Origin of the sequence: Sphaerochaeta sp. (assembly GCA_022482495.1) — a bacterium.
In the GTDB taxonomy this organism is placed as follows: Bacteria; Spirochaetota; Spirochaetia; order Sphaerochaetales; family Sphaerochaetaceae; genus RUG023.
Genome location: JAKVPA010000004.1, coordinates 160,652 through 183,999, shown reverse-complemented (window position 1 = coordinate 183,999; position 23,348 = coordinate 160,652). Strand labels below are relative to the sequence as shown.

17 protein-coding genes and 1 pseudogene are annotated in these 23,348 nt (G+C 57.7%); 8 read left to right on the top strand and 10 right to left on the bottom strand.

All coding sequences use genetic code 11. The features are described from left to right. Window positions 1-37: 37 nt before the first annotated feature. From LKE28_06280 to LKE28_06255, 6 genes are all read left to right on the top strand, one after another. Window positions 38-328 (top strand): DUF2188 domain-containing protein, encoded by a 291-nt coding sequence (locus LKE28_06280; GenBank protein ID MCH3907847.1) that lies wholly within the window; start codon window positions 38-40, stop codon window positions 326-328. After that, window positions 325-1,323 carry an FAD:protein FMN transferase gene (locus LKE28_06275; protein ID MCH3907846.1) on the top strand — a complete coding sequence of 333 codons (999 nt, stop codon included), beginning with the start codon at window positions 325-327 and terminating at the stop codon, window positions 1,321-1,323. The genes LKE28_06280 and LKE28_06275 overlap by 4 nt, the downstream gene beginning before the upstream one ends. 128 nt (window positions 1,324-1,451) lie before the next feature. Further along, a complete protein-coding gene (locus tag LKE28_06270; protein ID MCH3907845.1) occupies window positions 1,452-2,042 on the top strand; it encodes a hypothetical protein in 591 nt (196 codons plus the stop codon). A 28-nt stretch (window positions 2,043-2,070) separates the two neighbouring features. Next, complete coding sequence (gene aroA / locus LKE28_06265; GenBank protein MCH3907844.1) at window positions 2,071-3,333, top strand: 3-phosphoshikimate 1-carboxyvinyltransferase; 1,263 nt, start codon at window positions 2,071-2,073, stop codon at window positions 3,331-3,333. A 1-nt stretch (window position 3,334) separates the two neighbouring features. Beyond that, window positions 3,335-4,111: an EFR1 family ferrodoxin gene (locus LKE28_06260; GenBank protein MCH3907843.1), complete on the top strand. Its 777-nt coding sequence runs from the start codon at window positions 3,335-3,337 to the stop codon at window positions 4,109-4,111. A gap of 2 nt (window positions 4,112-4,113) precedes the next feature. Next, a complete protein-coding gene (locus LKE28_06255) occupies window positions 4,114-5,346 on the top strand; it encodes an aminotransferase class I/II-fold pyridoxal phosphate-dependent enzyme (GenBank protein ID MCH3907842.1) in 1,233 nt (410 codons plus the stop codon). A 2-nt stretch (window positions 5,347-5,348) separates the two neighbouring features. Here the strand turns inward: LKE28_06255 and LKE28_06250 are convergent, their stop codons facing one another. From LKE28_06250 to LKE28_06240, 3 genes are read right to left on the bottom strand one after another with little or no spacing between them, the layout of a single operon-like run. Next, a complete protein-coding gene (locus tag LKE28_06250) occupies window positions 5,349-6,044 on the bottom strand; it encodes a hypothetical protein (GenBank protein MCH3907841.1) in 696 nt (231 codons plus the stop codon). Next, complete coding sequence (locus LKE28_06245; protein MCH3907840.1) at window positions 6,041-9,373, bottom strand: UvrD-helicase domain-containing protein; 3,333 nt, start codon at window positions 9,371-9,373, stop codon at window positions 6,041-6,043. The genes LKE28_06250 and LKE28_06245 overlap by 4 nt, the downstream gene beginning before the upstream one ends. Beyond that, window positions 9,370-11,949 (bottom strand): PD-(D/E)XK nuclease family protein, encoded by a 2,580-nt coding sequence (locus LKE28_06240; GenBank protein MCH3907839.1) that lies wholly within the window; start codon window positions 11,947-11,949, stop codon window positions 9,370-9,372. Before LKE28_06240 ends, LKE28_06245 begins: the two co-directional genes overlap by 4 nt. A gap of 65 nt (window positions 11,950-12,014) precedes the next feature. Between LKE28_06240 and LKE28_06235 the strand changes: the two genes are divergently transcribed. Both LKE28_06235 and LKE28_06230 read left to right on the top strand, forming a co-directional pair. After that, complete coding sequence (locus tag LKE28_06235; GenBank protein ID MCH3907838.1) at window positions 12,015-12,815, top strand: hypothetical protein; 801 nt, start codon at window positions 12,015-12,017, stop codon at window positions 12,813-12,815. Between the two features lie 42 nt (window positions 12,816-12,857). Then, window positions 12,858-13,832 carry a DNA/RNA non-specific endonuclease gene (locus LKE28_06230; GenBank protein MCH3907837.1) on the top strand — a complete coding sequence of 325 codons (975 nt, stop codon included), beginning with the start codon at window positions 12,858-12,860 and terminating at the stop codon, window positions 13,830-13,832. Here LKE28_06230 and LKE28_06225 read toward each other — a convergent pair. The 7 genes and pseudogenes from LKE28_06225 to LKE28_06195 form a co-directional block, all read right to left on the bottom strand. Next, window positions 13,827-14,759, bottom strand: coding sequence for a beta-galactosidase small subunit (locus tag LKE28_06225; protein ID MCH3907836.1), 933 nt, complete (start codon window positions 14,757-14,759; stop codon window positions 13,827-13,829). The two genes, LKE28_06230 and LKE28_06225, sit on opposite strands and share 6 nt — an antisense overlap. After that, on the bottom strand, window positions 14,740-16,599 hold the full coding sequence (locus LKE28_06220; protein ID MCH3907835.1) for a hypothetical protein: 1,860 nt from the start codon (window positions 16,597-16,599) through the stop codon (window positions 14,740-14,742). Before LKE28_06220 ends, LKE28_06225 begins: the two co-directional genes overlap by 20 nt. An 11-nt stretch (window positions 16,600-16,610) precedes the next feature. Next, window positions 16,611-17,453 carry a carbohydrate ABC transporter permease gene (locus tag LKE28_06215; GenBank protein ID MCH3907834.1) on the bottom strand — a complete coding sequence of 281 codons (843 nt, stop codon included), beginning with the start codon at window positions 17,451-17,453 and terminating at the stop codon, window positions 16,611-16,613. Next, window positions 17,450-18,340 (bottom strand): sugar ABC transporter permease, encoded by an 891-nt coding sequence (locus LKE28_06210; GenBank protein ID MCH3907833.1) that lies wholly within the window; start codon window positions 18,338-18,340, stop codon window positions 17,450-17,452. Before LKE28_06210 ends, LKE28_06215 begins: the two co-directional genes overlap by 4 nt. 76 nt (window positions 18,341-18,416) lie before the next feature. Then, a pseudogene (locus LKE28_06205) lies at window positions 18,417-19,560 on the bottom strand (ABC transporter substrate-binding protein). 230 nt (window positions 19,561-19,790) lie between these two features. Beyond that, window positions 19,791-22,154 (bottom strand): helix-turn-helix domain-containing protein, encoded by a 2,364-nt coding sequence (locus LKE28_06200; GenBank protein MCH3907832.1) that lies wholly within the window; start codon window positions 22,152-22,154, stop codon window positions 19,791-19,793. Between the two features lie 75 nt (window positions 22,155-22,229). Beyond that, a complete protein-coding gene (locus LKE28_06195; protein MCH3907831.1) occupies window positions 22,230-23,336 on the bottom strand; it encodes an SPASM domain-containing protein in 1,107 nt (368 codons plus the stop codon). Window positions 23,337-23,348 lie beyond the last annotated feature (12 nt).

The window sequence follows — 23,348 nt, the reverse complement described above, 5'->3', positions numbered from 1 at the left end:
GGTATAGTTGACACATACCACGTGCAAGGAGTCTGTGATGGCAACCAACAAAGAAAAACCGGTAGCCCCCTCCGAAGAAAAGAAAGAAGCGAGGGACGTGCATGAACTGTCATTCGTCCAGGGAAAAGGCTGGGCGGTCAAACGCCAGGGCAGCGACAAGGTGATCAAATACTTCAAGACGAAGATTGAAGCCACCGAATACATCGTCCAAGTCAGCGGCAACCAGAAGACCTCCGTCGTCATCAAGCTGAAGAACGGCAAGTTCCAGAAGTTTGACAACGCAGTGCGTGCCTTGAACTACGCCAAGACAGCGAAGGAAGACGAGTGAGCGGCACACGCCGCATCCATCGCGCCGGTATTCTGCTCCTCCTGTGCACCCTGTTGCTCGTGACAGGATGTGACCGGAAAACCAATGGGGAACGTCAGAGTTTCCTCTCATTGGGGACGGTCTGTGCCGTGACGCTTCCCGCGGGAACAAGCCAGTCGGTGTACGATGAGATCAAACAGGAAATTCTCAGGATCAACGACGTCTTCAGCCGAACGGCGGAAGGCAGTGAGCTGTACGCGCTGAACCGAGACAAAACCATCATCGCCAGCGAAGAGTTTTATGCATTGGTGGAAAAGGCGGTCTCCATGGCGAAGCTGTCCGACGGGGCGTTCGATCCCGCCATCGGTGGCATCACCGCACTGTGGAACATCGCCACTGACCATCCCCGCGTCCCCAGCCAGGAAGAGATTGACCAGGTGGACCGCTCCTGGCAGGAAATCGTGATGGATCCCGCAAAGCGGCGCATCACCATCCCGAAAAACATGGACGTCGACCTGGGCGGCATCGCCAAAGGATACGCCGCGGACCGGGCCCATGAGATCATGGAGAAGCGGGGTGTGGTCCGGGGAATCATCAACCTGGGCGGCAACGTCTACGCCATCGGATCCAAAGAGAACGGAGATCTGTGGAAGATCGGGCTGCGCGACCCCAATGGGGAGGAAGGCAGCGTGTTCATCGTCGTCCACCTGGCAGACCGCGCGGTGGTCACCAGCGGTGGCTATGAACGGTTCTTCGTCCAGGATGGCAAGACGTACCAGCACATCCTCGATCCCAAAACAGGATGGCCTGCGGAAAGCGACTTGCTCTCCTCCTCCATCATCGGTACGGACAGTACCGTCTGCGACGCGCTTTCCACCGCGGTGTATGTGCTGGGAAGTGAAAAAGGGCTTGCGTTGATCAACAGCCTGGACGGATTCGACTGCGTGCTGATGAAAACAGACGGCACCATTCTGTTCTCCGACAACTTCCCGTACACCACCAATTATCTGACATAAGTTAAAATTATTTTATTATTTATATATAAAGTACTTATTTTCTACTATCTATCGATCTGCTTTCTTTCATTTGGCACTCTTGCCACTCGCTTGACACAAGTATGCCGCTCCGCTATTGTAGAGGTACTATGAAACGCAACCTGATCATCCTCATCTGCCTGTTGCTGGCATCCCTCTCCCCCATCATGGCGGGAGACGATACGTCAGCGACACTTACCTTGCGTTTCACCGCGCCTTCGACCAGCTCTGATTCTGTATTGATCGGGTTCACCTCCAAAGACATCTCCACGATGAAAGATTCCCTGATGTCTCGCGGTGGAAACATCAAGGATGGCCTGAAAGCGGCCTTTGCCGATCTCACGGCCTTCTCGTTGACGGAAGAAACCACCAAGGATGATGTCAAAGGGTATTTCTCCTACTATTCCACCACCCCTTCAGCATACACCATCAACGTCTCCGCGCAACCGCTTGCCTCCGCGGAGAACGCAAAGGCCAATTCCTATACGATCAACTACGTCCTGACCATCGGCGACAAAACCTACGACACGGCATCCACCACCTCAACGCCCATCAGCTTCACCATTACCGCGGGTGGTTCGGAAGCGAACCCAAAGTACGGCAGTTATGCCGTTTCGTTCGGCCCAGACGCTGAGGCATTGGCCAATGCGCCGAAAGACGACTACACCGGCAAGATTTCCGTCTCTCTCTCGCTTAACTAGCATCCCGTTTTCCGGTATAGTCTTTGCTATGGACAGAACTTTTCACCCATGTGTACCACGGGGCCGCGTATTGGTTCCCGGCTCCAAAAGCCAGACGATCAGGGCATACCTCATTGCAACCTTCTCTCAAGGCATCAGCACGGTGACCGGTGCGTTGGAAAGCAACGACACGCTGGCCTGCCGCCAGATCTGCGAAACGTTGGGGGCCGAATTCTCCTCCCACGGAGAGCGTCTGACCATCGACAGCACCCATCTCCATCCCCAGGAAGGAATGGTGCTTGACGCCCAGAACAGCGGCACCACCCTGTACCTGGCAACCGGACTGGTTGCGTCTCTGGGAGTACGTATGACGATCACCGGAGACGAGCAATTGAAAAAACGGCCGGTCGGACCACTGCTTGATGCCTACGAAAGCCTTGGGGCGACGATCACCCGGCAGAACGGAGCGTATCCGCCTTTTTCCATCAAAGGGCCGCTGACAGGTGGATCCTGTTCCATCTCCTGCCCGACCAGCCAGTATCTGTCCAGCCTGCTCCTCTCCTGTCCGCTCGCCCAGGGCGAGAGCATGATCGACGTCCCGCTCCTGTACGAGAAGCCGTACGTCGGCCTCACATTGGGCTGGTTGGAACACCAGGGCATCAAACTGTCCATCCGCACCGACTGGCAACACGCCGTCATTCCCGGCGGCCAGCGGTTCATTCCCCTGGTGGGTGCTTCCATCCCGGGAGACTGGAGCAGCGCGTCATTCTTCCTCTGCATGGCGGCCATCGCAGGCGGCCCCATCACGGTGGATGGCTTGGATCCCAACGACATCCAGGGTGACAAACGGATCCTGGATATCCTCTCCCAGATGGGATGCGCCATCCAATGGAACCAACACGCCGTGACGGTCAGCAGAAAAGGACCGCTTGCAGGGGGCGTCTTCGACCTGAATGACATGCCCGACGCACTTCCTGTCCTTGCGGTTACGGCATGCTACGCATCCGAAGATGTGACCTTCTCCAACGTCGCCCAGGCAAGAATCAAGGAGACCGACCGGATCGCCGTGATGCGGGAGGAGCTGGAAAAGCTTGGCGCCTCCATCACGGAGAGGCCGGATGGCATGACGATCCATCACGGGCATCCGCTTCACGGAGGAATTTGTGACGGACACGGGGATCATCGCGTGATCATGGCGCTCGCCGTCTGCAGCATCGGCGTTCCGGAAGCGGTGACCATCAGGGGGACCGACGCCGCCGGCGTCACATTCCCCACGTTCTTCACCCTGATGGACTCCCTGAAGGAGGCGTGAGATGCAGACCACCTTGTTCGTCTACAGCGCAACGGGAAACAGCTACTACGTCGCCAGGAAGATCGCCGACGCATTGGGGGAGACCACCATCGTCCTGCTTCCCCATTCCGGCCCGGTGGAGATCACCGAACGGATCGGCATCATCAGCCCGATCTACTCCTGGGTCACCCCGCGGGTGACCAGCGAGTTCATCACCAGCCAGCTTTCCCAGACCAACCTTAAGGATATCGGATACCTCTTTTGCATTCACACCTACGGAGGACTCTCCGGCTATGCCCCGATGGGCACGGAGATGCTCCTGCAGAACATCGGATGCCTGTCCAGCTACCAGAACACCGTCAAGCTCCCTGACACGTACGTCCCACTGTTCTCCATCGCCACAGGAGCGAAGTATGAGGCCATCTACGACAAGGCGGACCGGAAGATCCAGCGGATCATCCAGGACATCAAAGCAGAGAAGATCCGACCATCGATGAAACTGCCGTTGGGCAAATCCCTCAAGAATGTACTGGCCCACATCTCCTACGAGGAATACCGTTCTTATGGAGAACGTCTTTCGGCAAGTGACGCTTGCATCAGGTGCGGCAAGTGCGTACGATTATGCCCGAACAAGAACATCACCCAGACGGATGGAGGGAAGCCCCAGTTCGGACCGGATTGTCTGGCCTGTTTCGCCTGTCTTCTTGGTTGTCCGGTATCCGCCATCGGATACGGACCGCACCACAAGACGGCAAGCTATCCCAACCCACGCAGCGGGTTTGATGCCATCAGGAAGTGAACATGTATGATTTTGATCAAGCAGTGAACCGGAAAGGCACGCTTTCCGTCAAATGGAACGAGGACGCCATCGCGTCCATCGCGGGGAACCGAAACGCGGAACCCTTCTGGGTGGCAGACATGGATTTCCGTGTCGCGCCGGAGATCCAGCAGGAAATGGTCAAGGCGGCGGAAAGCGGCACCTACGGATACCCCCACTTCGATGGGAACCGTGAGACCTTCTGCGCCTGGGCCCAGCGGCGTCACGGCTGGACCGTTCCACAAGAAGAGGTGGTCATCTGCCAGGGAATGCTGACCAGCATCGCCATGATGGTGGAGACGCTGACCCAGCCGGGAGACGGAGTCATCGTGCCGATGCCCGCCTACCAGCCGTTCATCCGCATCGTGAAGAATCTGGAGCGCACCCTCGTCGGCTGGCCGTTGACCTATGATTCCCCCACCCACCGGTTCTCCTTGGATTGGGAGGCGTTGGACCTTCTTTGCCAGAATGCCAAGATGATCATCTTCTGCAACCCACAGAATCCCTCCGGCGTGGACTTTCCCGAAGCGGATCTCCAGAGGCTCTGCGAGATCGCCAAGAAGCACCACACGATGATCATCTGTGACGAGATCCACGCAGACCTGGCCTTTGGGCACCACGTTCCGCTTCTGGAAGTGGCGGACAACTATGATGTGCGCGCCGTCACCTGCATGGCGCCATCCAAGACGTTCAACATCGCCGGCGAGCATTTCTCCGTCGTCGTGACCCATGACGAGATGATCCGCAAGACACTCCGGAGAAGGATGTCCCAGCTGTTCAGCGGCGAGACTTCGTTCTTCTCCACCACAGCCGCCATCGCCGCCTATCGTTCCGGCTATCCCTGGCTGATGGAGTTGATCCCTTACCTGGAAGGCAACTGCGATACCATCGAATCGTACTTCCGCCAGCACCTTCCCTCTCTGACGTTCATCCGCCCCCAGGCATCGTTCATCGGATTCATTGACTGCGCGCCAATCCTTCCGATGGTCGAGCAGGACGCCATGGCAAACCCCGACCTGTACGATCCCGAGAAATCCCCGGCGGGAGGTCTTCTCAGCCGGTTCTTCGGACAACGAGCTTCGGTGGCCGTCAATGACGGAACCTGGTTTGGCGGAAACTCCTACCGGCAGTTCGTCCGGTTCAACTACGGAGTACGGAGAGAGAACATCATCGGAGCCTTGAAACGGATGGAACGGGCCGTGAAGGCCCTTGGCTGAAATCAGATTCTTCGGAACACTCCGCAGATATCCCGCATCATCCGTTTGGGATCCCCCAAGGGAATCCGTACCACACCTGATGGTGCGGTATGGTCTTCCTCTCCCATCAGAGAGAATGTGATTCCTCCGCACAGCTCCATCATCGAAGGGAGATCGGCATCGACAGGGGATCCATGCCGGACCACGAAGTCGGCGCCACCCGTCTGGGATGCAAGCCAGTCGACCAACGCCCCATCATCCGGATGGGCAAGCGACACGGTGATGCACGCCTCCTCGTTCAACGAGAAAGAAAGCTCCTGGGAACCCTCTCCGACCAGAACCAGAAACGCTCCCATCTCGTGCAGAAGCCGGACAAGTGTTGCAGGACACCCGAACAAAATGGCCACCTTGTCCCGCACCACGTCTTCCATCGCGTCGCTGGGAGGAAGATCAAAGATTGAGGAGACGCCCAGAGCGGAACACGCCTCATCGTAGTTGGTCCCCAGTGAAAAGGCTGATCCATCAGAGAACCCCACCGTGGCGGGATACAACAGGCTCTGGGAACAGCGTGATGCCATCTCCTCGTGCCATAAGGGAACGGAGGAACGATTGAGCGGACGATCGGAGAGAACCATCTCCGCCTTCCCATCCCATTGATGGACGACCAGCCCGCCACAGACACCCCGGAGCAGACACGCCTCCACCGCCTGCTTGGTCATTCCGCCTCTCCTTCGATCCACCGGGGGGATGCGGAATCCCTGAGGTACACGATTGCGGTACGCACCTTCTGGTGATACACCCGCTCCATCGCCCTCCGGTACAACCCTAATTGCCCGGCATGGACAACCGCGTCATCCAACCGGTCCGTTTTGAAATCCAGCACCAGCAGATGGTCCGGCCGATGCACCAGTACATCCACCGCGCCCTCCACCACCACAGCCTCCCCATCCATCGTTTCATGGGAGAAGAACCGCACCTCCGTCTCCACCGGATACGGCGCGACCTCAGACAGATACCACGGTTGGGCAAGGAACGCTCCACAGAGCCGCTCCCCATCGGAGACCAAGAGGTTCCATGACTTCTCATCCAACTCCGCAAGACCGGGAGGCAATAACGGAAGTGCAGGAGCGGAAGGGTCCCGCATCCGCGCCTCCACCAGATTATGGACGAATGTCCCCCACAACGTGATGGCATCGGGATGCCGCTCCAACGCATCCTGCAGGACGCTATCGCTTGCCAACGGCGGGAACGGCACGGCGGATGCCGTATGGGGGGCTTCCGGCGCGAACTGGGTCGCCGCGACGTACTGGCGGGCGGGAACGAGATCCGGATGCGATCCTTGGTAGAACGCCGCAATCTCCGGACGCAAAGGCGCTACGTTCCGGTCGACGAACAACTGCTGCGGGGTCACCGGGGAGATCACCTGGACGTTCACCCCGGAGGTTGCGCACCGATAGGCCTTGGCCTGTTCATCGTAGGTGATGCCGTATCCCGCTTCCAACCACTCCAACGTGTTTCCTTTCTGTGCCCGGTTCCCATGAAAACCACTGCAGACCAGATGATACTCGGCACGAGTCATCGCCACGTACAGGATACGCTTGGTCTCCGCGGTCCGCTCCGCTTCTTCCTGCTCCTTGTCCCGGAACAGCGTCCCCACACCTTCATACCGCTCCGGAATGGCATCATAGTACGGCACACATTCCGATCCCACGGTAAAGTAATCCCCCTCCTTCCGATTGGCGCCATCGGAGAAACAGGAGACGAAGACGATGGGGAATTCCAGTCCCTTCGCCCCGTGGACCGTCATGATCTGGACTCCTTCCTTCCCCTCGGTGAGCACCTCGCTGCCATCCGTATTCATCGCGTCAGACGTCCCCAAAAACGGCCTGAGATCATCCAGGAACGTCGCCAGCGACTCTCCGTTGGCCTGAGCCTGTTCCGCAAGACGGTACAGATAGTCGTAATGATCCAGATAGGCGTGGTAGCCAGGATGCTCCAGATAGTAGGATCGATAGCCGAGATCGAACCACAGATGCTGGATCAACGCGGGAAGCGTCGAAGATCGGGCGAACTCCTTTGTTTCCTGGTACCGCCGGCAACACTCCTGGTAGCCCGGGTTGTCCGGCAGGACCGTCGCGTCGAACGCCATCTTCGGATCATCCATCACCTGGAACACCTCATGATCGGAAAGCGGGCAGAACGGGCTGCGGAGCACGGAGAGGAACGCGATGCGGTCCTCCGGATAGACGAGACACTGCAGCAATGCATACATGTCATTGGACGGCGCCTCCAACATCAACGAACGGGACACCTTGGACATGGTGTACGGAATGTTCCATGCCTTGAACGCCCGCTCGAAACTCATCTGGTGGGTGCCGGTCCGAAGCAGCAGGGCGATGTCATGGGGAAGCGGACGCCGAACACCTCCGTTCCCATCAGGGATCAAGGCAAGGTCGGTAGTGAGCATCTGGTGGATCCGCTCTGCCACGGCATACGCCTCACAGTCAGCGTTCTGCGCTTCCTCGTCATCATTCTTCTCTCCCGAATCCTCCGGTTTGATCATCACGGTAAGGCTTCCCTGCACCCCTGGCGTCGGAGCTCTTCCCTTCAGGGAGGAGAAGGCCGCCTCATACAGGTTTTCACTGGGACGCATCACCTGGGAGAACAATGTGGAGAACAGGTCGATCAACCCTGGCTCGGTGCGGTAGTTGGTGGACAATTGGATGGCCGGTCCCGACCCGAGTTCCTCGGACAATCGCTTGAACACCGCCACATCGGCGCCCCGGAACTGGTAGATGGACTGCTTCTCATCCCCGACGAAGAACAAGCGGTCGTCCAGAATATCCGCCGCGGAGGGAATCCCCACCCCGTCGAACGAGTCTTTCGCGGAGAGCAGGTACAACAACTGTTTCTGCTGTTCGTTGTCATCCTGGAACTCATCGATCATGATGGCCTTGAACCGGTGGACGTAGGAACGCCGCAACGCCGGTTGGGTCGTGAGCAGTTCGATGGCAAGGGCTGCGACATCCCGGAACGTCAGCACTCCCGTACTCCGCTTGGTGCGTTGGAACGCCTCTTCGTAGCGGGAAAGGAAATCCACCATCATCTCAAGATCGGCTTGATGCTGCAACCCTTCTCCTGCGGTAAGGAATTGGGCGCACGCCGTCCGGAATTCCGTGTACGCTTCCCCGATTTCCTGGTTTGCGCCTTTTCCGGAGGGCTTGCGAGGCCAGGAGACCTGCCTGAGGATTTGCTCCCATGCCGCGTCGTCCCCAGATGCTTCCCGCTTTTTCTCCAGATCCTGCATCAGGGAAATGACATCGGAAGCGGTCTTGCCCACGGCAGCCCCTTCTTCCGCAATCTTCACGATTTGGGACGACGCCTGATCCATCTGCCGCCGGGCATCATCCCGCATTCCTTCAACGGCAGTTTTGACCTGGAGCGTCAAGTCTTGTGGGATACGGTGGGGAAGATGGAACGAGCGGAGCGCCAACGTAACCAACAGGTCAACCGCGGCCTGCGGCTTGTATCGTGAGGCAAACAGGCGCGCCCCGGCATCCGTGGCGACGGCAGAGAGCATCGAGCGGGCCAGAAGCCGCGCTTCCTGTTCGTTCTGTCCTCCCCATTCCGCCTCCGGAACGTAGTCCGCCGTCAAGCCATAGCGATACGGGTCGCTGCGAAGGATCTTTGAAGAGAACCCGTCCAGCGTGGAAATGGACGCTTTGGGAAAATGGTCGTTCCATTCCGTCAGAAACAGGCGGCGGGTCTCTTCGTCCAACCGCGTATCCGTACTGAACCGTTTGACCAAGGCCCCGATGCGGCTCTGCATCTCCAACGTCGCCTTCTCGGTAAACGTCAACGCCAGGATCTCATCGGCATGGACGCCATGCAACAACAAATTCAAGTATCGGAACGACAGGACGGTGGTCTTCCCCGAACCGGCGCCGGCGCTGACCACCAGGTTCCCCCCCAAGGTGGTGACGGCGCGCATCTGGTCGGGGTCCAGTCGTTTGCCGATCAAACCGGCAAGTTCCTCAATGGTGTTCATTGGGCGGAAAACCTCCTTCGGCACACCGGGCGGTAGGCACACTGCTTGCACGCGTCATCACTGGGGGTGGCGGGAAAGGAACGGTGACGCAACGCATCGCGGAACGCCTGGAGCTCGTTTTCCAGTCGTTTGGAACCGGCCTCCTTGGCCGGATCATCCCCGCCGCTCCAGATGGCGACATATTTCCCATCCTGGATGACATAGTATCCCGCCCAGGACACATCCTTGCCCAGCGACTGTTCGATCAACGCGCGGTACAGGGGAAGCTGCAGCGTGGTGAACTTCTCTGGGAGGCTTTCCGGTTTGTTTCGGGCGGTAGCGGATATGGAAAGCGGAGCCTTGCTTTTCTTGTAGTCGATCACCGCCATCGTCCCGTCCCCCATGTCGACCACCCGGTCGATCCGTCCGGACAAGGAAATTCCGTCTTCCCAGGATATCTTGTGGGAACCCTCCGTCTCGACGGTTGTCTTTCCGTCAAACAGTTCCGCTTCCTTTTCCAGAATACCGACGGCGGCGTCCCGGAACCGGGTGACGATCCAGGCGCGTCCCGCGGGATCAGGCCCCTCCTCCTTGTACGTTTCCACCATGCTCTCGTCGAAACACGTCTCCAGCCGGGTGCGATACTGGGGGATGTTCCTGCGATCGAACCGACCCACCGAAGAAAAGAACTTGCGGTAGGCCAGGTGGAGCATCGACCCGATCGTCCCCTCGTCGACCAGATTGACCAAAAACCGCATCTCCGTCACGCCGAACAGATACTGGCAACACCAGGCGAACGGACACTTGACGAACTGGTCCAGCGCGGTGGGCGAGACGTTCCAATGATCCACGTTGAGGGAGGCAAGATCATCAGGGAACGGATTGCCTTCCAGACTAAAACGGGCTGCATGGGGATCCTTGGAAAGATACGCATTTCGGGAAGCCTGCTGGTACATGCTTCCCTTCATGGGGACCGTCTCCCCTTCCCACAGGCTGAGTTCCGCCTTCCATACATCGGGCAGAACCGGAGGCTCCAGTTCCCGGGAGAAAGCTGAGGGCGCGCGATGATCACCTCCGTAATCCCGGCGGTTGTAGCTGATCACCGCGCCATCCATCGCCACCAGCCGGATATTGGCGTCCGTCAGGTTCTCTTCCTGCCGCGCTTCTTCCGCGATGGTATCGGGAAGACAGTCCAACGGTTTGTCCACCACCTGGGTTCCCTTCCAATCCATGGCAAGATAGAACGCATGGGGGACATCCAACGCGTTGGCATCCGTCCAACGGTACACGTGGACCCCTTCCTCACCGGAAGATTGCGCCACGTACCGCCTCTTGCCCAGCACGGACACCAACAGAGACAGCATCCCCGGATGCGTTTCCACCCCGCACGCCTGCATCGAGTCCCCGATCGCTTCCAGCGTATCCATGCAGAACGTGTACCGTTCCTCCCCGGGGAACCCTTTCCACCCACCCGGTCGGAAATAGCGGTCCTGGAAACCGTGGAGAAGACGGGTAAGCCGGTCGACGGTATCCGCGTCGTTCAGTTCCTTGAGATCCGTCTTGAACTTCTTGTACCATGCCACCAGCGAGGAATCCTTCAGGTTTTTGATCCACAGGTCATCCGTTCCGGTCGACCCCCGGTCGACGGAATCCTCCACCGCCTGGGCGAGAAACCGATGGAAAACGGCAAGCTGTTCATCCGACCACGGAAGCGCGGGATCGAGGAGCAGCCCTTTCAGATCGTCCAGCAGGAACTGGCTGGTGTACACCTGTCCCAACGAGAGAAGGAACCGTCCTGCCGGATGCTCCAGCGGGTTCTGTCCGTAGCGGAGGGAAAGTGGTACGTCAAACTGAGGCGCCTGCAGCTGGAGCACCGGCATCATCTGGGAAGAGTTGGCCGTGGCGATGATGATGGAATCCACCGGAACTCCCTCGTCCAGCAACGCGCGGACGGCGCGAAGCGTACTCCGGATTTCCTGGACATGGTTGTCATACACGACAATCCCTTCCGGTTTCCCTGGAGGGGACGGAATGACCCGTACGGATCCCTCCGGTTGCACGCCACAGAGGATGCGGCTCGCTCCGGGAAGGCAATCGGCGAACAAGACGCGATACCGCAGGCCTGTCTGGTTGACCGGCTTCTGGTAGGATGGTTCATACATCCCTTTCTCCTGAAGGAACGCCACATACCCTTGATGCAACGACCGGAGATCCTGCTGCATGGCCGGGTCAAGCTGAAGGAACGCCTCACTTGCAGTGACATCAGCCAGTTGGGGAAGAATGGTGGCGAGGTATCGTTCCAGCCGGGGCAAAGACTCCTCCGCGCCCGCATGATAGTAGGAAAACGCATGGGCTTTCCCCCACAGCTCGACGAACAGGAGACGAACCAGATCATCGGCCTCTTTCCTGCCCTGAGGATCACTTTGAAGCAGACTGACAAACGTATCCCAGCTGATCGCATGGTCAGAGCGCAAGGCGCCATCCTCCGTCTGGAGCACGTACTGCTGCGCCCAGTACCGCGCGGCAACCTCGCTGGGGAAGACGCAGACATCTCCGCTCTTCAGGTTTCCAAACACATACGATCGTTTTTCCGTCATCTTCCCCATCATACACCAGAGCCACCATTTTCCAAAGAGCAAAAGAACCGCTACAATATCCCCGTATGGAAAAACCGGGACGCATCCGCTATCTCCTCGCTTCTTTTCTGGTCTTCCTCCTGTGGTACCTGTTCGCCCCAGGAGTCGCACGCCTGATGCGCGCCCTTCCCCTGCCGGAACCCTACCACACGTACCTGGCATCCATGGTTCCGTCCCTGGTGATGGCATTGGGCGTCTGGGGCGTCTCCCGATGGTTTCTCCGCGCCCCCCTCTCCGGTTTGATCCGGACGGATGGTCCGCGCCCATCCCTGCTGTTTGTTCCCTTGGCTTCCTATTTCCTCGTTGCCCTGCTTTTCTTTCTTGCCTTCAAAGCGACAACCCCATCATTGTACCAAGCCACCCATCCCGAACCTGCCACGTACCTCCTGATGCTGGTGCTCATCATCCCGTTGACGACGATCCAATGTTCCGCAGAGGAGTTCATGATGCGGATCATCCCCAGCCACACCGTCACCAGCCACCTCATCTCCTCCCTGCTGTGCATGGCATTGTTCGTCATCCCGCATCTGGGAAACAATGAGGTTACCCAAGGGGCCAGCGTCGCGCTGGTCCTCCTGTACTACGCCCTCTTTGGATTCTTCGGCACTTGGGCCAGTCTGGATTTGGGAGGCTTTGAATTCTCCCTGGGCATCCACATCGCCAACAACCTGTTCATCGCCCTGGTCTGCAACTATCCCGTCACCCCGATGCAGACGGCGGCCCCCTATCTTTCGTTGGAAAAGGTGGGAGGATGGAAGGACCTTGCCGTTCTTGCCACCGCCCTCGCGCTCTCCTACCTTGTGGCACGAAAGGCCGCGCGCCGCTGACCCCTCTGTGCAAGAGCCCCGGTTCCCCCTATACTTTTGCCTATGGCGAAGCGAACACGTACATCACAGAAACGGAAAACGATCGGAAAGAAACTCCTGATCATCGTCTTGGTCATCCTGGCCCTCTGGCTGGTCCTGGTGTTGCTCACGCCACCGCCGGAGCCAACGGCCACCACCGACTCGGCAGGCTGGCCGGTGGGGATCGAACTGCCCACCCCGGTTTCCGGAGAACAGATCATCCAGCACACCGGGTACACACTGAGCTACGATGAACCGTACGAAGTGGCTTCGTACGTCGCCTACCAATTGACCCGGGACGAGGTCAACGGCGCGCTGGACCGGACGGATGATTTCCGTCCCGACCCTGCCGTCACCACCGGCAGCGCCACGTTGGATGATTACCGTGGCAGCGGCTATGACCGCGGCCATTTGATCCCCGCGGCGGACCAGAAATGGAGCGCCCAGGCAATGAGCGATTCCTTCTACATGAGCAACATGACCCCGCAGGTCGGATCGTTCAACCGGGGCATCTGGTCCAGCCTGGAAGCCATGGTGCGCACCTTCGCCAACGACAATGGGGCCGTCTACGTCGTCACCGGTCCGGTCCTGACGGACGGTCCGTACCAGACCATCGGAAAAAACAAGGTCGCCGTACCCAAACAGTTCTACAAAGTGGTGTTGTTCTATGATGGGACCAAAGCGAAAGCGGTGGGGTTCCTGCTTCCCAACGAAGGATCCCAGAAACCGGTACGTTCCTTCGCCGTCCCGGTCGACCAGGTGGAGCAGGTCACCGGCCTGGATTTCTTCCCCGCTCTCCCGGACGATCTTGAAAACACCGTCGAGGCAACGTGGGACCAGAACGCCTGGGATTGGCGCGAGTTCACCGCCGGGGATGGCCCGAAGATGGTGGTGGAAGGCACGATAGAGCGCCCTCAGACGGCCATCATCCGGGAGACGCTGTACCTGATGGTCGATGCGTTCCGTACCCAGGTGCTTCGCCTGGTACGCTCGTTATGACAGCGAAGACGGCGTGATGAGAAAGCTATAGCTGATGTCCTTGTCCGACGGGATGTGATACTGCGGTTCGACATCTGCTCCCCAGCTGTTGATGCCCCCGACGCCACGCACCGCGCCCAGCAGACAGAGCACCGTCCGGCGAGCCGGAGGCAGTTCCTCCTGATGGGTTGCGCTCTCCAGCTCCAATGCCGTATACGGCAGGGCGCTGAAGGCGAACCGTGGGCCATGCTTACGGAACTCCAACGCGGCACGTTTCCCATCGATGGTACGAAACACCTGAAGTCTATCGGTTTCCATATGCATACCGCATTCCTGGGGCACCAAATATGGAGTGACCGGAAGGCTGTCCACATGGTACGTTCCACGAACCCCACCTGCCATACGGTCAGGATAGGTTTCTCCGCTCAAGCCTTGGTAGGTGAATCCATCCGCCACTGTCGGCATGATGAACCTGATCCCGAAGACCGGCAGTTCCGGCAGTCCCCGTTTCCCCTGGTAGCTCACCGACACCTCAATCGTGCCATTGGAACGCACCAGATACCCCACCACCACATCGGTGGATGGCGTGGTACACGTAGCATAGGTGTACCGCGCTTCCACGGTACGCGGATGCCGAAGCGGGGAATCGACCAAACGGTTGTTGTCCGGGGCAAGAAATCCCTCCACCGGCTCCCCATCGGCGAAAACCTCCACCTGCTTCGTACCGATGAACAGGTCGGCGCCCATCCACATGCTGCTTCTCTCCGGGAAATGATTTCCCCGGTCATTGCAGGTCGTCGCCCGCCAGAACGTCGGCTTGGGAGCACGATACAGCCACTCCATCCCACCGACGACGAACGACACCGGGCCTCCTTCCTGGTACGAGAAGAGGTAATCGAACCCCTTGCCATGGACGCCCAGGACGACATCACCGAATACGACGTTCATAATAATGCCTCACTTCCTGCGCGCAGGGTTTCTCTTCCCTGGTGGCGAACAGAATTCCGTCTCCGGAAAACGCATAATCAGAGGGACGGTCGTCAAAGTCACCGCCGTAGCGGAGCACCATCTTTCCGGTCACCGGATCCTTGACCCAGAGCGCCTGGTCGATGAAATCCCAGATGAATCCGCCCTGGTAGCCGGGGAATTGGTCGAACAAGGCATCGTACGCCCCCATCCCGCCCACCGAGTTTCCCATGGAATGCATGTACTCACAAAGCAAAAATGGTTTGTCGGGATTGTGACGCAGATACGCCTTGATATCTTCCGGCGTAGCGTACATCCGGCTCTCCACATCGGAGATCGTCGCTTTGTACTCCGGCCTCTGGAACACTCCTTCATAGTGAACCAGACGGGAATCATCCACTTCCTTGAAGTAATCGTTCATCGCCCGGATGCACTCCCCGGCGTACGATTCGTTGCCCAGAGACCAGAACAGGATGGACGGATGGTTCTTGAATGTCTCGAAGTTGGTGCGGGCACGGTCAACCACCAGGTCCCGCCATGCGAGATCGGAACCGGGGACGTTCCAGCTGGGCTCCACGGCACCCATCTTCTGCCACGACCCATGGGATTCCATGTTGGTCTCCGCCATCAGATAAATGCCCGCTTCGTCACACAGGTAATACCAGGGGATCTGGTCGGGGTAATGGCAGGTGCGCACCGCGTTGATGTGGTTGCGCTTCAGCGTCTGGATGTCGGAACGCATCTCCTCCAACGTGATGGCCCTGCCGGAGGTGGCGCTCCACTCATGCCGGTTCACCCCGGCGATCAACAGGCGCTTGCCGTTCAGGCGGATCACGTTGTTCTTGATCTCGATGTTCCGGAAGCCGATCCGATAGGGCACCACCTCCACCACCTTGCCATCCGCTCCGGTCAGGGTGATGAGAAGCGTGTACCGATACGGATCCTGATGGGACCAGGGATGGACCTCTCCGACGGACCGCTGGGCAAACTCCAGGGTAGCGACGGATTGGTCGATTCTTGCCTGATCCAGGCAAATCGTATCACCCGAGGCGTCACGCAGGGCGAAGGAAATCTCACCGGAGAAAGGATGCTGGTAGCTCAGCTTGAGCTCCAGACGGAACGTCCCTTTGTTTCCGGAGAGCCCCGGATGAGCCCAGAAGTCCTCCACATGGGCTTCGGGCATGGCGTACAGCGTCACCGGCCGGAAGATGCCGGAGAACCGGAAGAAATCCTGGTCCTCCACATAGGCGGCTTTGGACCGTTTGTACACCTCGACGGCAAGTTTGTTCCCCGTCGGTTTGATCCACGGTGTCAGGTCGAACTCCGAGGGGGTGAAGCTGTCTTCGGCGTAACCGACAAAAGAACCGTTGAGGTACAGGTACATCGCCTCCTCAACACCTTCGAACCGGATGGCCACCCGTTTGCCCCGAAGATGCTCATCCAGGTCAAACCATTTCACGTAGCCCAGTACCGGATTGTCCACCGTGCTGATCATCGGCGGCCGGAGCGTCTCATGGCCTTCCCACGGATACATCGTGTTGATGTACTGGATCTTTCCGTATCCGCACAGCTCGGCATGGGCCGGTACGGGAATCTTCCCGAACCGATCCTGGGGATAGTCCATTCGATAAAAATCCTTCTCCCGTTGTTTGGGATTGGGAGCCCACAGGAAATCCCACTGGCCGTCGAGTGACTGGTACAGCTTTCGGGAATCCGCCTGATAATCCTCCATGTCCTCGTAGTGGAAATGGTCCGACCGGGCAGGCATCTGGTTCACCCGGAACACCGCGGGATCGGTCAACCAAGACAAACGTGGTGTCATGGCACCTCCTCTCATTCCTTCACCGCTCCCGCGACCACACCGGCGAGAATGTATTTTTGGAAGAACACGTACAGCAAGATGGTCGGGAGCATCACGATGATAATCCCTGCGGAGAGTTTCTGCCAAGAGCCCTGCTGGGAATTGGCGAAGTTCATCAAGAAGGTGGTCAACGTCCTGAGCTGATTGCGGGGCATGTACAGGTACGGGATGTACATGTCGTTGATGATGTTGATCGACTTGATGATGCACACCGTCGCCGTGGCGGGGGTCAGCAGCGGAAAGATGATCTTCTGGAACAAACCAAAGTATGAACAGCCATCCAGGATCGCAGATTCATCCAGAGAGACGGGGATGCGGGAGATGAACTGGCGGTAGATGTACAACTGCATCAGGTCGCTGGCGATGTAGATGACGATCGGGGCACCCAGCGTGTTGTACAGGTGCAGTCCGGAGATGATCTTGAACCGGGCGATTTCCGTAACGAAGCTGGGGATCAACATCCCCATGAAGAACAGGCCAACGACCAGTTTCTTCAGACGGAACTGGAAGCGTTCGACGACGAACGCCGTCACCGTGCCGAACAGCACGTTGAAGAACAGGCTGACGATCAAAATGACGAACGTATTGCGGAAACCGATGAACAGGTACTTGTCCTTCCAGACAGCGGAGAAGTTCGCGAAGGTGATGCGCGAGGCGGGCGGAAGCCACAACGGGGATGTCCGCACCATGTCCGCCTTGGTCTTGAAGGCGGCGAACAACGTCAGGAGGATCGGGGCGAGCACCAGCGCCACCATCCCCAGACAGAGGATCTGTTTGAGGAGCTGGGTGAAGAACGCGCGGGGATGTTTCATCATCTGCCCTCCCGGAGGATCACCCGGTGGATCAGGAAATTCTGGATGAAATAGATGATGATGATCATGAACATGATGGCCACTGCCATCGTCGCTGCCAGACCAAAACGGGAGAACTTGAACGCTGTGTTGATGGTATACAACGTAAACGTGGAGGATGCGTATCCCGGACCGCCGTTGGTCATGACGAACGGGATGTCGAACACCTGAAGCGCGCCACGAATGTTGTCGAACAGGACGAAATCGACCATCAGCATGATGGATGGGATCTGGATGTATCGGAACCGTTGCCACGTATTGGCGCCGTCGACCAACGCAGCTTCGTAGATGTCCTGGGGAACGGACTGCAACGCCGCCATGAACAGGATGACATGATAGCCACTGAACCGCCAGAGGGACACGGAAGTGAGCACATAGTTGACGATGCTGGCGTCGGAGAGCCAGCTGCGGATGAACCGCTGCATGTGCAACGCCTTCAGGATGGCGTCAAACGCGCCGTTGATCGGCGAATAGAAGTAGGAGAACGCGTAGCTGATGGCTACGCCGTTGATGATGTACGGCATGAAGACCATCGTCTTGTAGAACCGGGCGCCTCTCAGTTTGCTGGTCAGCAGCACGGCGAAGGCAAGTTCGACGGGGATCATCAACAGGTGGATGAAGAAATACACCGAGTTGTTCTTCAGAGACAACCAGAGATCCTTGTCATGGAACATCGACACGTAGTTGTCCCATCCGATGAATTTCATGTGTTTGGACAAGCCATCCCAATCGGTGGCGCTCAGCCGGAACAAATCCAGACCTGGCACGACGACGAAGGCGACCAGCAACACCATCGGAACGAGAAGCGAGATGACGATGAACTGGGTTTTCTGTTTCTCCAACAACCCCATGCATTCCCCCTTTTGGCTTCAAAGAGCCGGCAAGGCATGCCGACAGGCACACCTTGCCGTATGAAAGAAACGGAACTTATTTGATACCAAGCTTCGCCCGAGCCGCGGCCCATTTCGCATTCAGATCGGAAAGGGTCTTGTCAAGGTTGAATCCCGGAGTCAACATCTGCGCACCGAGCTTCTTGTAATCGAACGAGGTCTCGTTCTGGATCGCCGTAAACGCGTCGCCGCCACCATCGTACATCACCAGTTTCTTGCCAGGATTGTTGGTGTCCGACTCTGCCAGAATGGGGTTCTTCTCCTTGGGGAAGGTCGACATGGAAGAGGCGGAGGAAACGTAGTTGATGTAGTCAGGATACCAAGCGTCGGAATAGAACCATTCAACGAACGCCTTGGCCAGCGCAGGATTCTTCGAGTGGGTCGTCACGCCCATGAAGCTGTCACCCTGCACGATGACGTTGTACGGATCACTGGTGGTCTCACGGACCGGCAGATAGAACGTCCCCAGCTGGGAAAGATCATCCGTACCGTTGGAGATGTTCTGCAACGACCAGTCGCCGGAAGCGAAGATCGCCACATCCTTGACGGCGAACAACGAGGTGATCTGGTCATTGCCCAGACCAAGCGGATCTTTGCCGAGAACGCCACTGGTGAACAGGTCATACACCTTCTTGTAGGCGGTGTACACGTCGGTTCCCTTGGAGAACGGCGCATCCTGCGTGGCCATGGTGTTCCAGTTCTGGCCGTTGCCGGAGATCAAGGCAGGCATGAATTCCATGAACGGATAATCAGGCCACTCGTCCTTCAAGCCAACGCCCAGGGCGATGAAATCGGGATTGTCCTTTCCGTAGAACGCCTGGAGTTTCTTCGCCGCGGCGACGAAAATCAGGCCATGTGGTGGGAACTTCCACCCCTGCTTTGGCGAACAGATCCTTCCAGTAGTACACGTACTCGTACCCGGAGGTCATCGGAACGCCAAGAATCTTGCCGTCGATGGCATAGCCGGAAGCGAGCATGTTGTTCTTCGCCGCCTGGGTGTCGGACAGATCAATCAGGAAATCCTTGAAGCGGGAGAGGGTGAACGGCTTGTTGAACATGACGTCCGGCAATTGGTTCGCCGACGCACGCATCTTCATCGAGTTCCAGTACTCGCTGTCGTCCTTGATCTTCTCCACTTCGACGGTGGCGTTGGGATACGCTTTGCGGAATTTCCCCACCATGTCGTTGGATTCGATGAAATCATTGAGGTTGTTGTCCCAAATGGTGAACGTGATGGTCCCGGACAGGCCATCAGACGCCTTCTCTTCTTTGGTTCCGGCTGAGAACGCAGCGGTGAGGCTGCATGCCAGCAACACGACCAAAGCAACTGTGAAATGTCTCTTTTTCATCAGAGCACCTCCCTTTCGATACCATCAGCTTAGGGGTCGTTTCGCAAAACGCGCTATAGCTATTACGTCACAATTCTTGATGTTTCGTCAGTTTCTCCCGGAGATTCTCCCGATTTATCCACGCTTTTTGTTGTTGTATCTTCAGAAATCTGGTCATTTCGATAGTGATGGGGACTCATCCCCACCTCTTTTCGGAAGATGCGGTTGAAGTGCTCCGCATTGGCGTACCCTACCATCTGTGCCACCTCATACATCTTGAACGTCGTGGTGCGGATCAATTCCTTCGCCTTCGCGATACGCAGCTCGGTGACGTACGACTGGAACGTCTCCCCGGCCAAGGCGGAGAATTTGGTGGTGAAGTATTTCTCATTCAGTCCGACATACCCGGCAACATCCCCCAGGGAGAGATCCGGCCGCATGTAGTTGTCGGCGATGTACCGTTTCGCCTTGGTGACCACGTCCTGTTGTCCGAGATCCAGCGTCCCCACCGCGTACTCGAACACTTTGGTGATGAAGTTGTTCAGCCAGAGCGCCAGAGAACGCACGTCGGCACAGGATTCGATCCGCTGGACAAACGGCACGTACCGGCCGAAGGCATCGGAAAGATCAGCGAGATTCTCATGGAAGCGACGGGAACACGCCAGCACGAACCCCAACACCACCACCTTCCCCTGTGCCAAAGAACCATCCCGAAGCTGGGCGGAAAGCGCCTCTCTTGTCTGGGCGACCGTTTTCTCATCGGCGATGTACAGGGCGGCGGCAGCCGCGTGGAACGCGTCCGACTGGGACAGAATGAGATCAAAATCCGGCCTGCTGTCTAACGAAAGGATGGAATCCTGGCCATACAGCGGAAGCAACACCCGTTTGCGGGACAGATCAGCCAACACCGGACGGAACGTCTCCCATCCCTCTGTCGGAGCGGAGATGATCACCGAGACATCCACACCGTACTCCTCGTTTCCCGTCTTCACCACCATCTCCAACATTTCCTGAAGCTTGTCCCGACGCAAGGCGCGATCGATCCGATAGTAGGCAACCAAGAATCCCGGCTCGATGGTCGCAAGCGTACAGCGAAGCGCAAAACGAGGGATGCGATCAAAGCTTTGGGATATTGGAGGCTTTCCTTCCCAAGTGGCTTTTCCGCCTTCAGGGACGGTGATCACAAAGCCGATCAACACATACGGGTCGTGGAAGAAATCAACTCCCCGTTCACATGCTTCCTTCGGGTCATCCTTGCCATCCACCAGATCCTGCAGGACCATTTCCGGGGTGCGGGCCCTCTCCCGCATCCTTACCTGGTGCTGGTAATCGGTGATCAACGCCTTGATCCGCCGCACCATGGCGTTGAACGAATGGATCATCGCCCGGATCTCCCCGTTTCCTTCCGGGGCGATGTGCGTCTCCAGATCTCCGTCCTCCACCTGTTTCATCCCTTCCCGCATCCGGGCGATGGGGTTGATGATGTTCTTCAGGAAGAACAGGGAGAACAGGAAGAAGAACAGCAGGATGGCGAACACCACCAGGACGATGACCAGAGCGACGGTATTGAAATCACGGGTCAGATCCCCTGTTCGGACCAACGTGGCAAGCTCCCAATCCGCTCCAGGAAAACTCACCGGAGAGGTCAGGAACGTATATCCTGCCGGAATGGAACCGGAGAGGGCGGAACGCAGCAAATCCCGGTCAATTTCACTGGCATACTGGACAGCCCCGCTTGTCTTGTCCACCAAGGCAGTACACCCGAGGCTGTTCTTTCCCGCAAGGTACGCTTCGTCGTTGCGTTGGATGATCCGTGAAATGGTGGAAAGCTCGTACAGGGTGATCAACCCGATGCGCTCTGAACGGTCCGCCCGCACATCCGGAACAAAGCCCGCCACCAACATCAACGCCCCGCCCGCCGAGCCGGTGTAGATGTTGTGGTACTGGTCCGTGTTGAAGCCTCCGACGCCAACGATGTTGGGATGTTGCGTCGCGTACTGGTACATCGCTGTTTTGGTAAGGTCCTTCCATGCGATGTTCACCTCGCTTTTGTACATGACGGTACGTCCCGATTTCATGTAGAACCCGACGGAGACGATGTCGGACAGAGGGACCAGCGCAAGCCGGGAGGCTTCATTCAGCCGGCTGGTGTACCGGTATCGCTCATCCGCGTCATCCGTATCCGTCCCCGCGGCGAGATTGAGGATCTCGTTGTCGTTGGTGTAGATCAAATGGGACAGGCGCATCGACATCTCGGCGACCTCTCCGGAGAGGTTGGCGATGATGTTGGACTGGGCCAACGTGATGTTCTCAATCGCCTGCTTCTTCACGATGGAATGGATGACCGGCAACGAGATGACGAACACCGCCAAAATGGGGAGGACGACCAGGCCGAAAAACGAGGTGAAATAGACACGGATCAGGGATGCTTGTTTGCGGATGCCCATGCATCCATCCTACACCCTTTTCCCCGATTTTCCCACGTCACGGGATGACGAAACTCGCAGAAGTGGGTCGTGATATCAAGCGTCTTGGCTTTTCCCCTGCTGTTTCATCAGCCTTGACGCCAATGTTTCCATGTCGGGAAGCAGTTCGTCAAACAGGCGCTGGTAGCTTTTGCAGAAGCGGAACGTCCCGTCTTTGCCACGGAACCGTTTGCATCCACCCCGACAGAGATTCCGATATCGGCAGGTAATACATGACTCAGATGTATTCTTACTGGCAGTGATGAAGGAAAGCTCATCCCGCTGGGCATCAATCGCCGCCAACGATGTCGTGGTGATGGATCCGAGATACCAGGGATCGGTGCTGTAGAAATCACAGGGATAGGCCGCCCCGCCCCCTTCGATGACGTATTGGACGGAACAGACGCCACGCATGTCGCATTCCTCCACCGGAAAACCGCAGAGCATTGCCATGAAATTGTCGAAGAGCCGGATGGAGACAGGTTGCCCGGTTGAGAATGAGGTAATCCATTTCCTGCCAAGATTGACCAGAAACTCCCCATAGGCGTCAGCGTCCAGATAGGTGTCCTCCTCTCCGATGGGATCGATGCAGGGAATGTACTGCTGGTACAGGAATCCTTCCGTCCGGTAGAATTCCCAGATTCGGTCCAGATTGTTCGCCACGTCCCGCGTGACGACGGTCAGGACATTGAACGGGACATGATGACGTCGCAGGATATCGACGCCCTTCATGGTGGCATCGGCGCTCCGCTCCCCGTTTTGGGTTCGCCGATGCAGGTTGTGGAGCCGGGGAAACCCATCCAACGATACGCCGACAAGGAAGTGGTTCGTGGCGAAGAAATCCCCCCATGCGTCATCCAGCAGCGTCCCGTTGGTCTGCAGGGCATAGGATACCGGGATATGGCGGGTATTTTTCTGTTCCACCGAGGCGACGAAACGCTCGAACCAGGGAAGGCCAACCAACGTCGGCTCCCCCCCCTGGAACGCATACGCCACGGCATCGGAATCCGAGAGGCTTTTCTCCAGAAGCGCGTCCACCACCATCCCATCCATCATCGGATGGCACGGGACGTCCCGGTGTTCCGCTTCATCGCGATAAAAGCAGTAATCGCAGGCAAGATTGCATGCGCTTGAAGCCGGTTTGATCAAAAAAGAACGGTTCATGCTGATACGGAA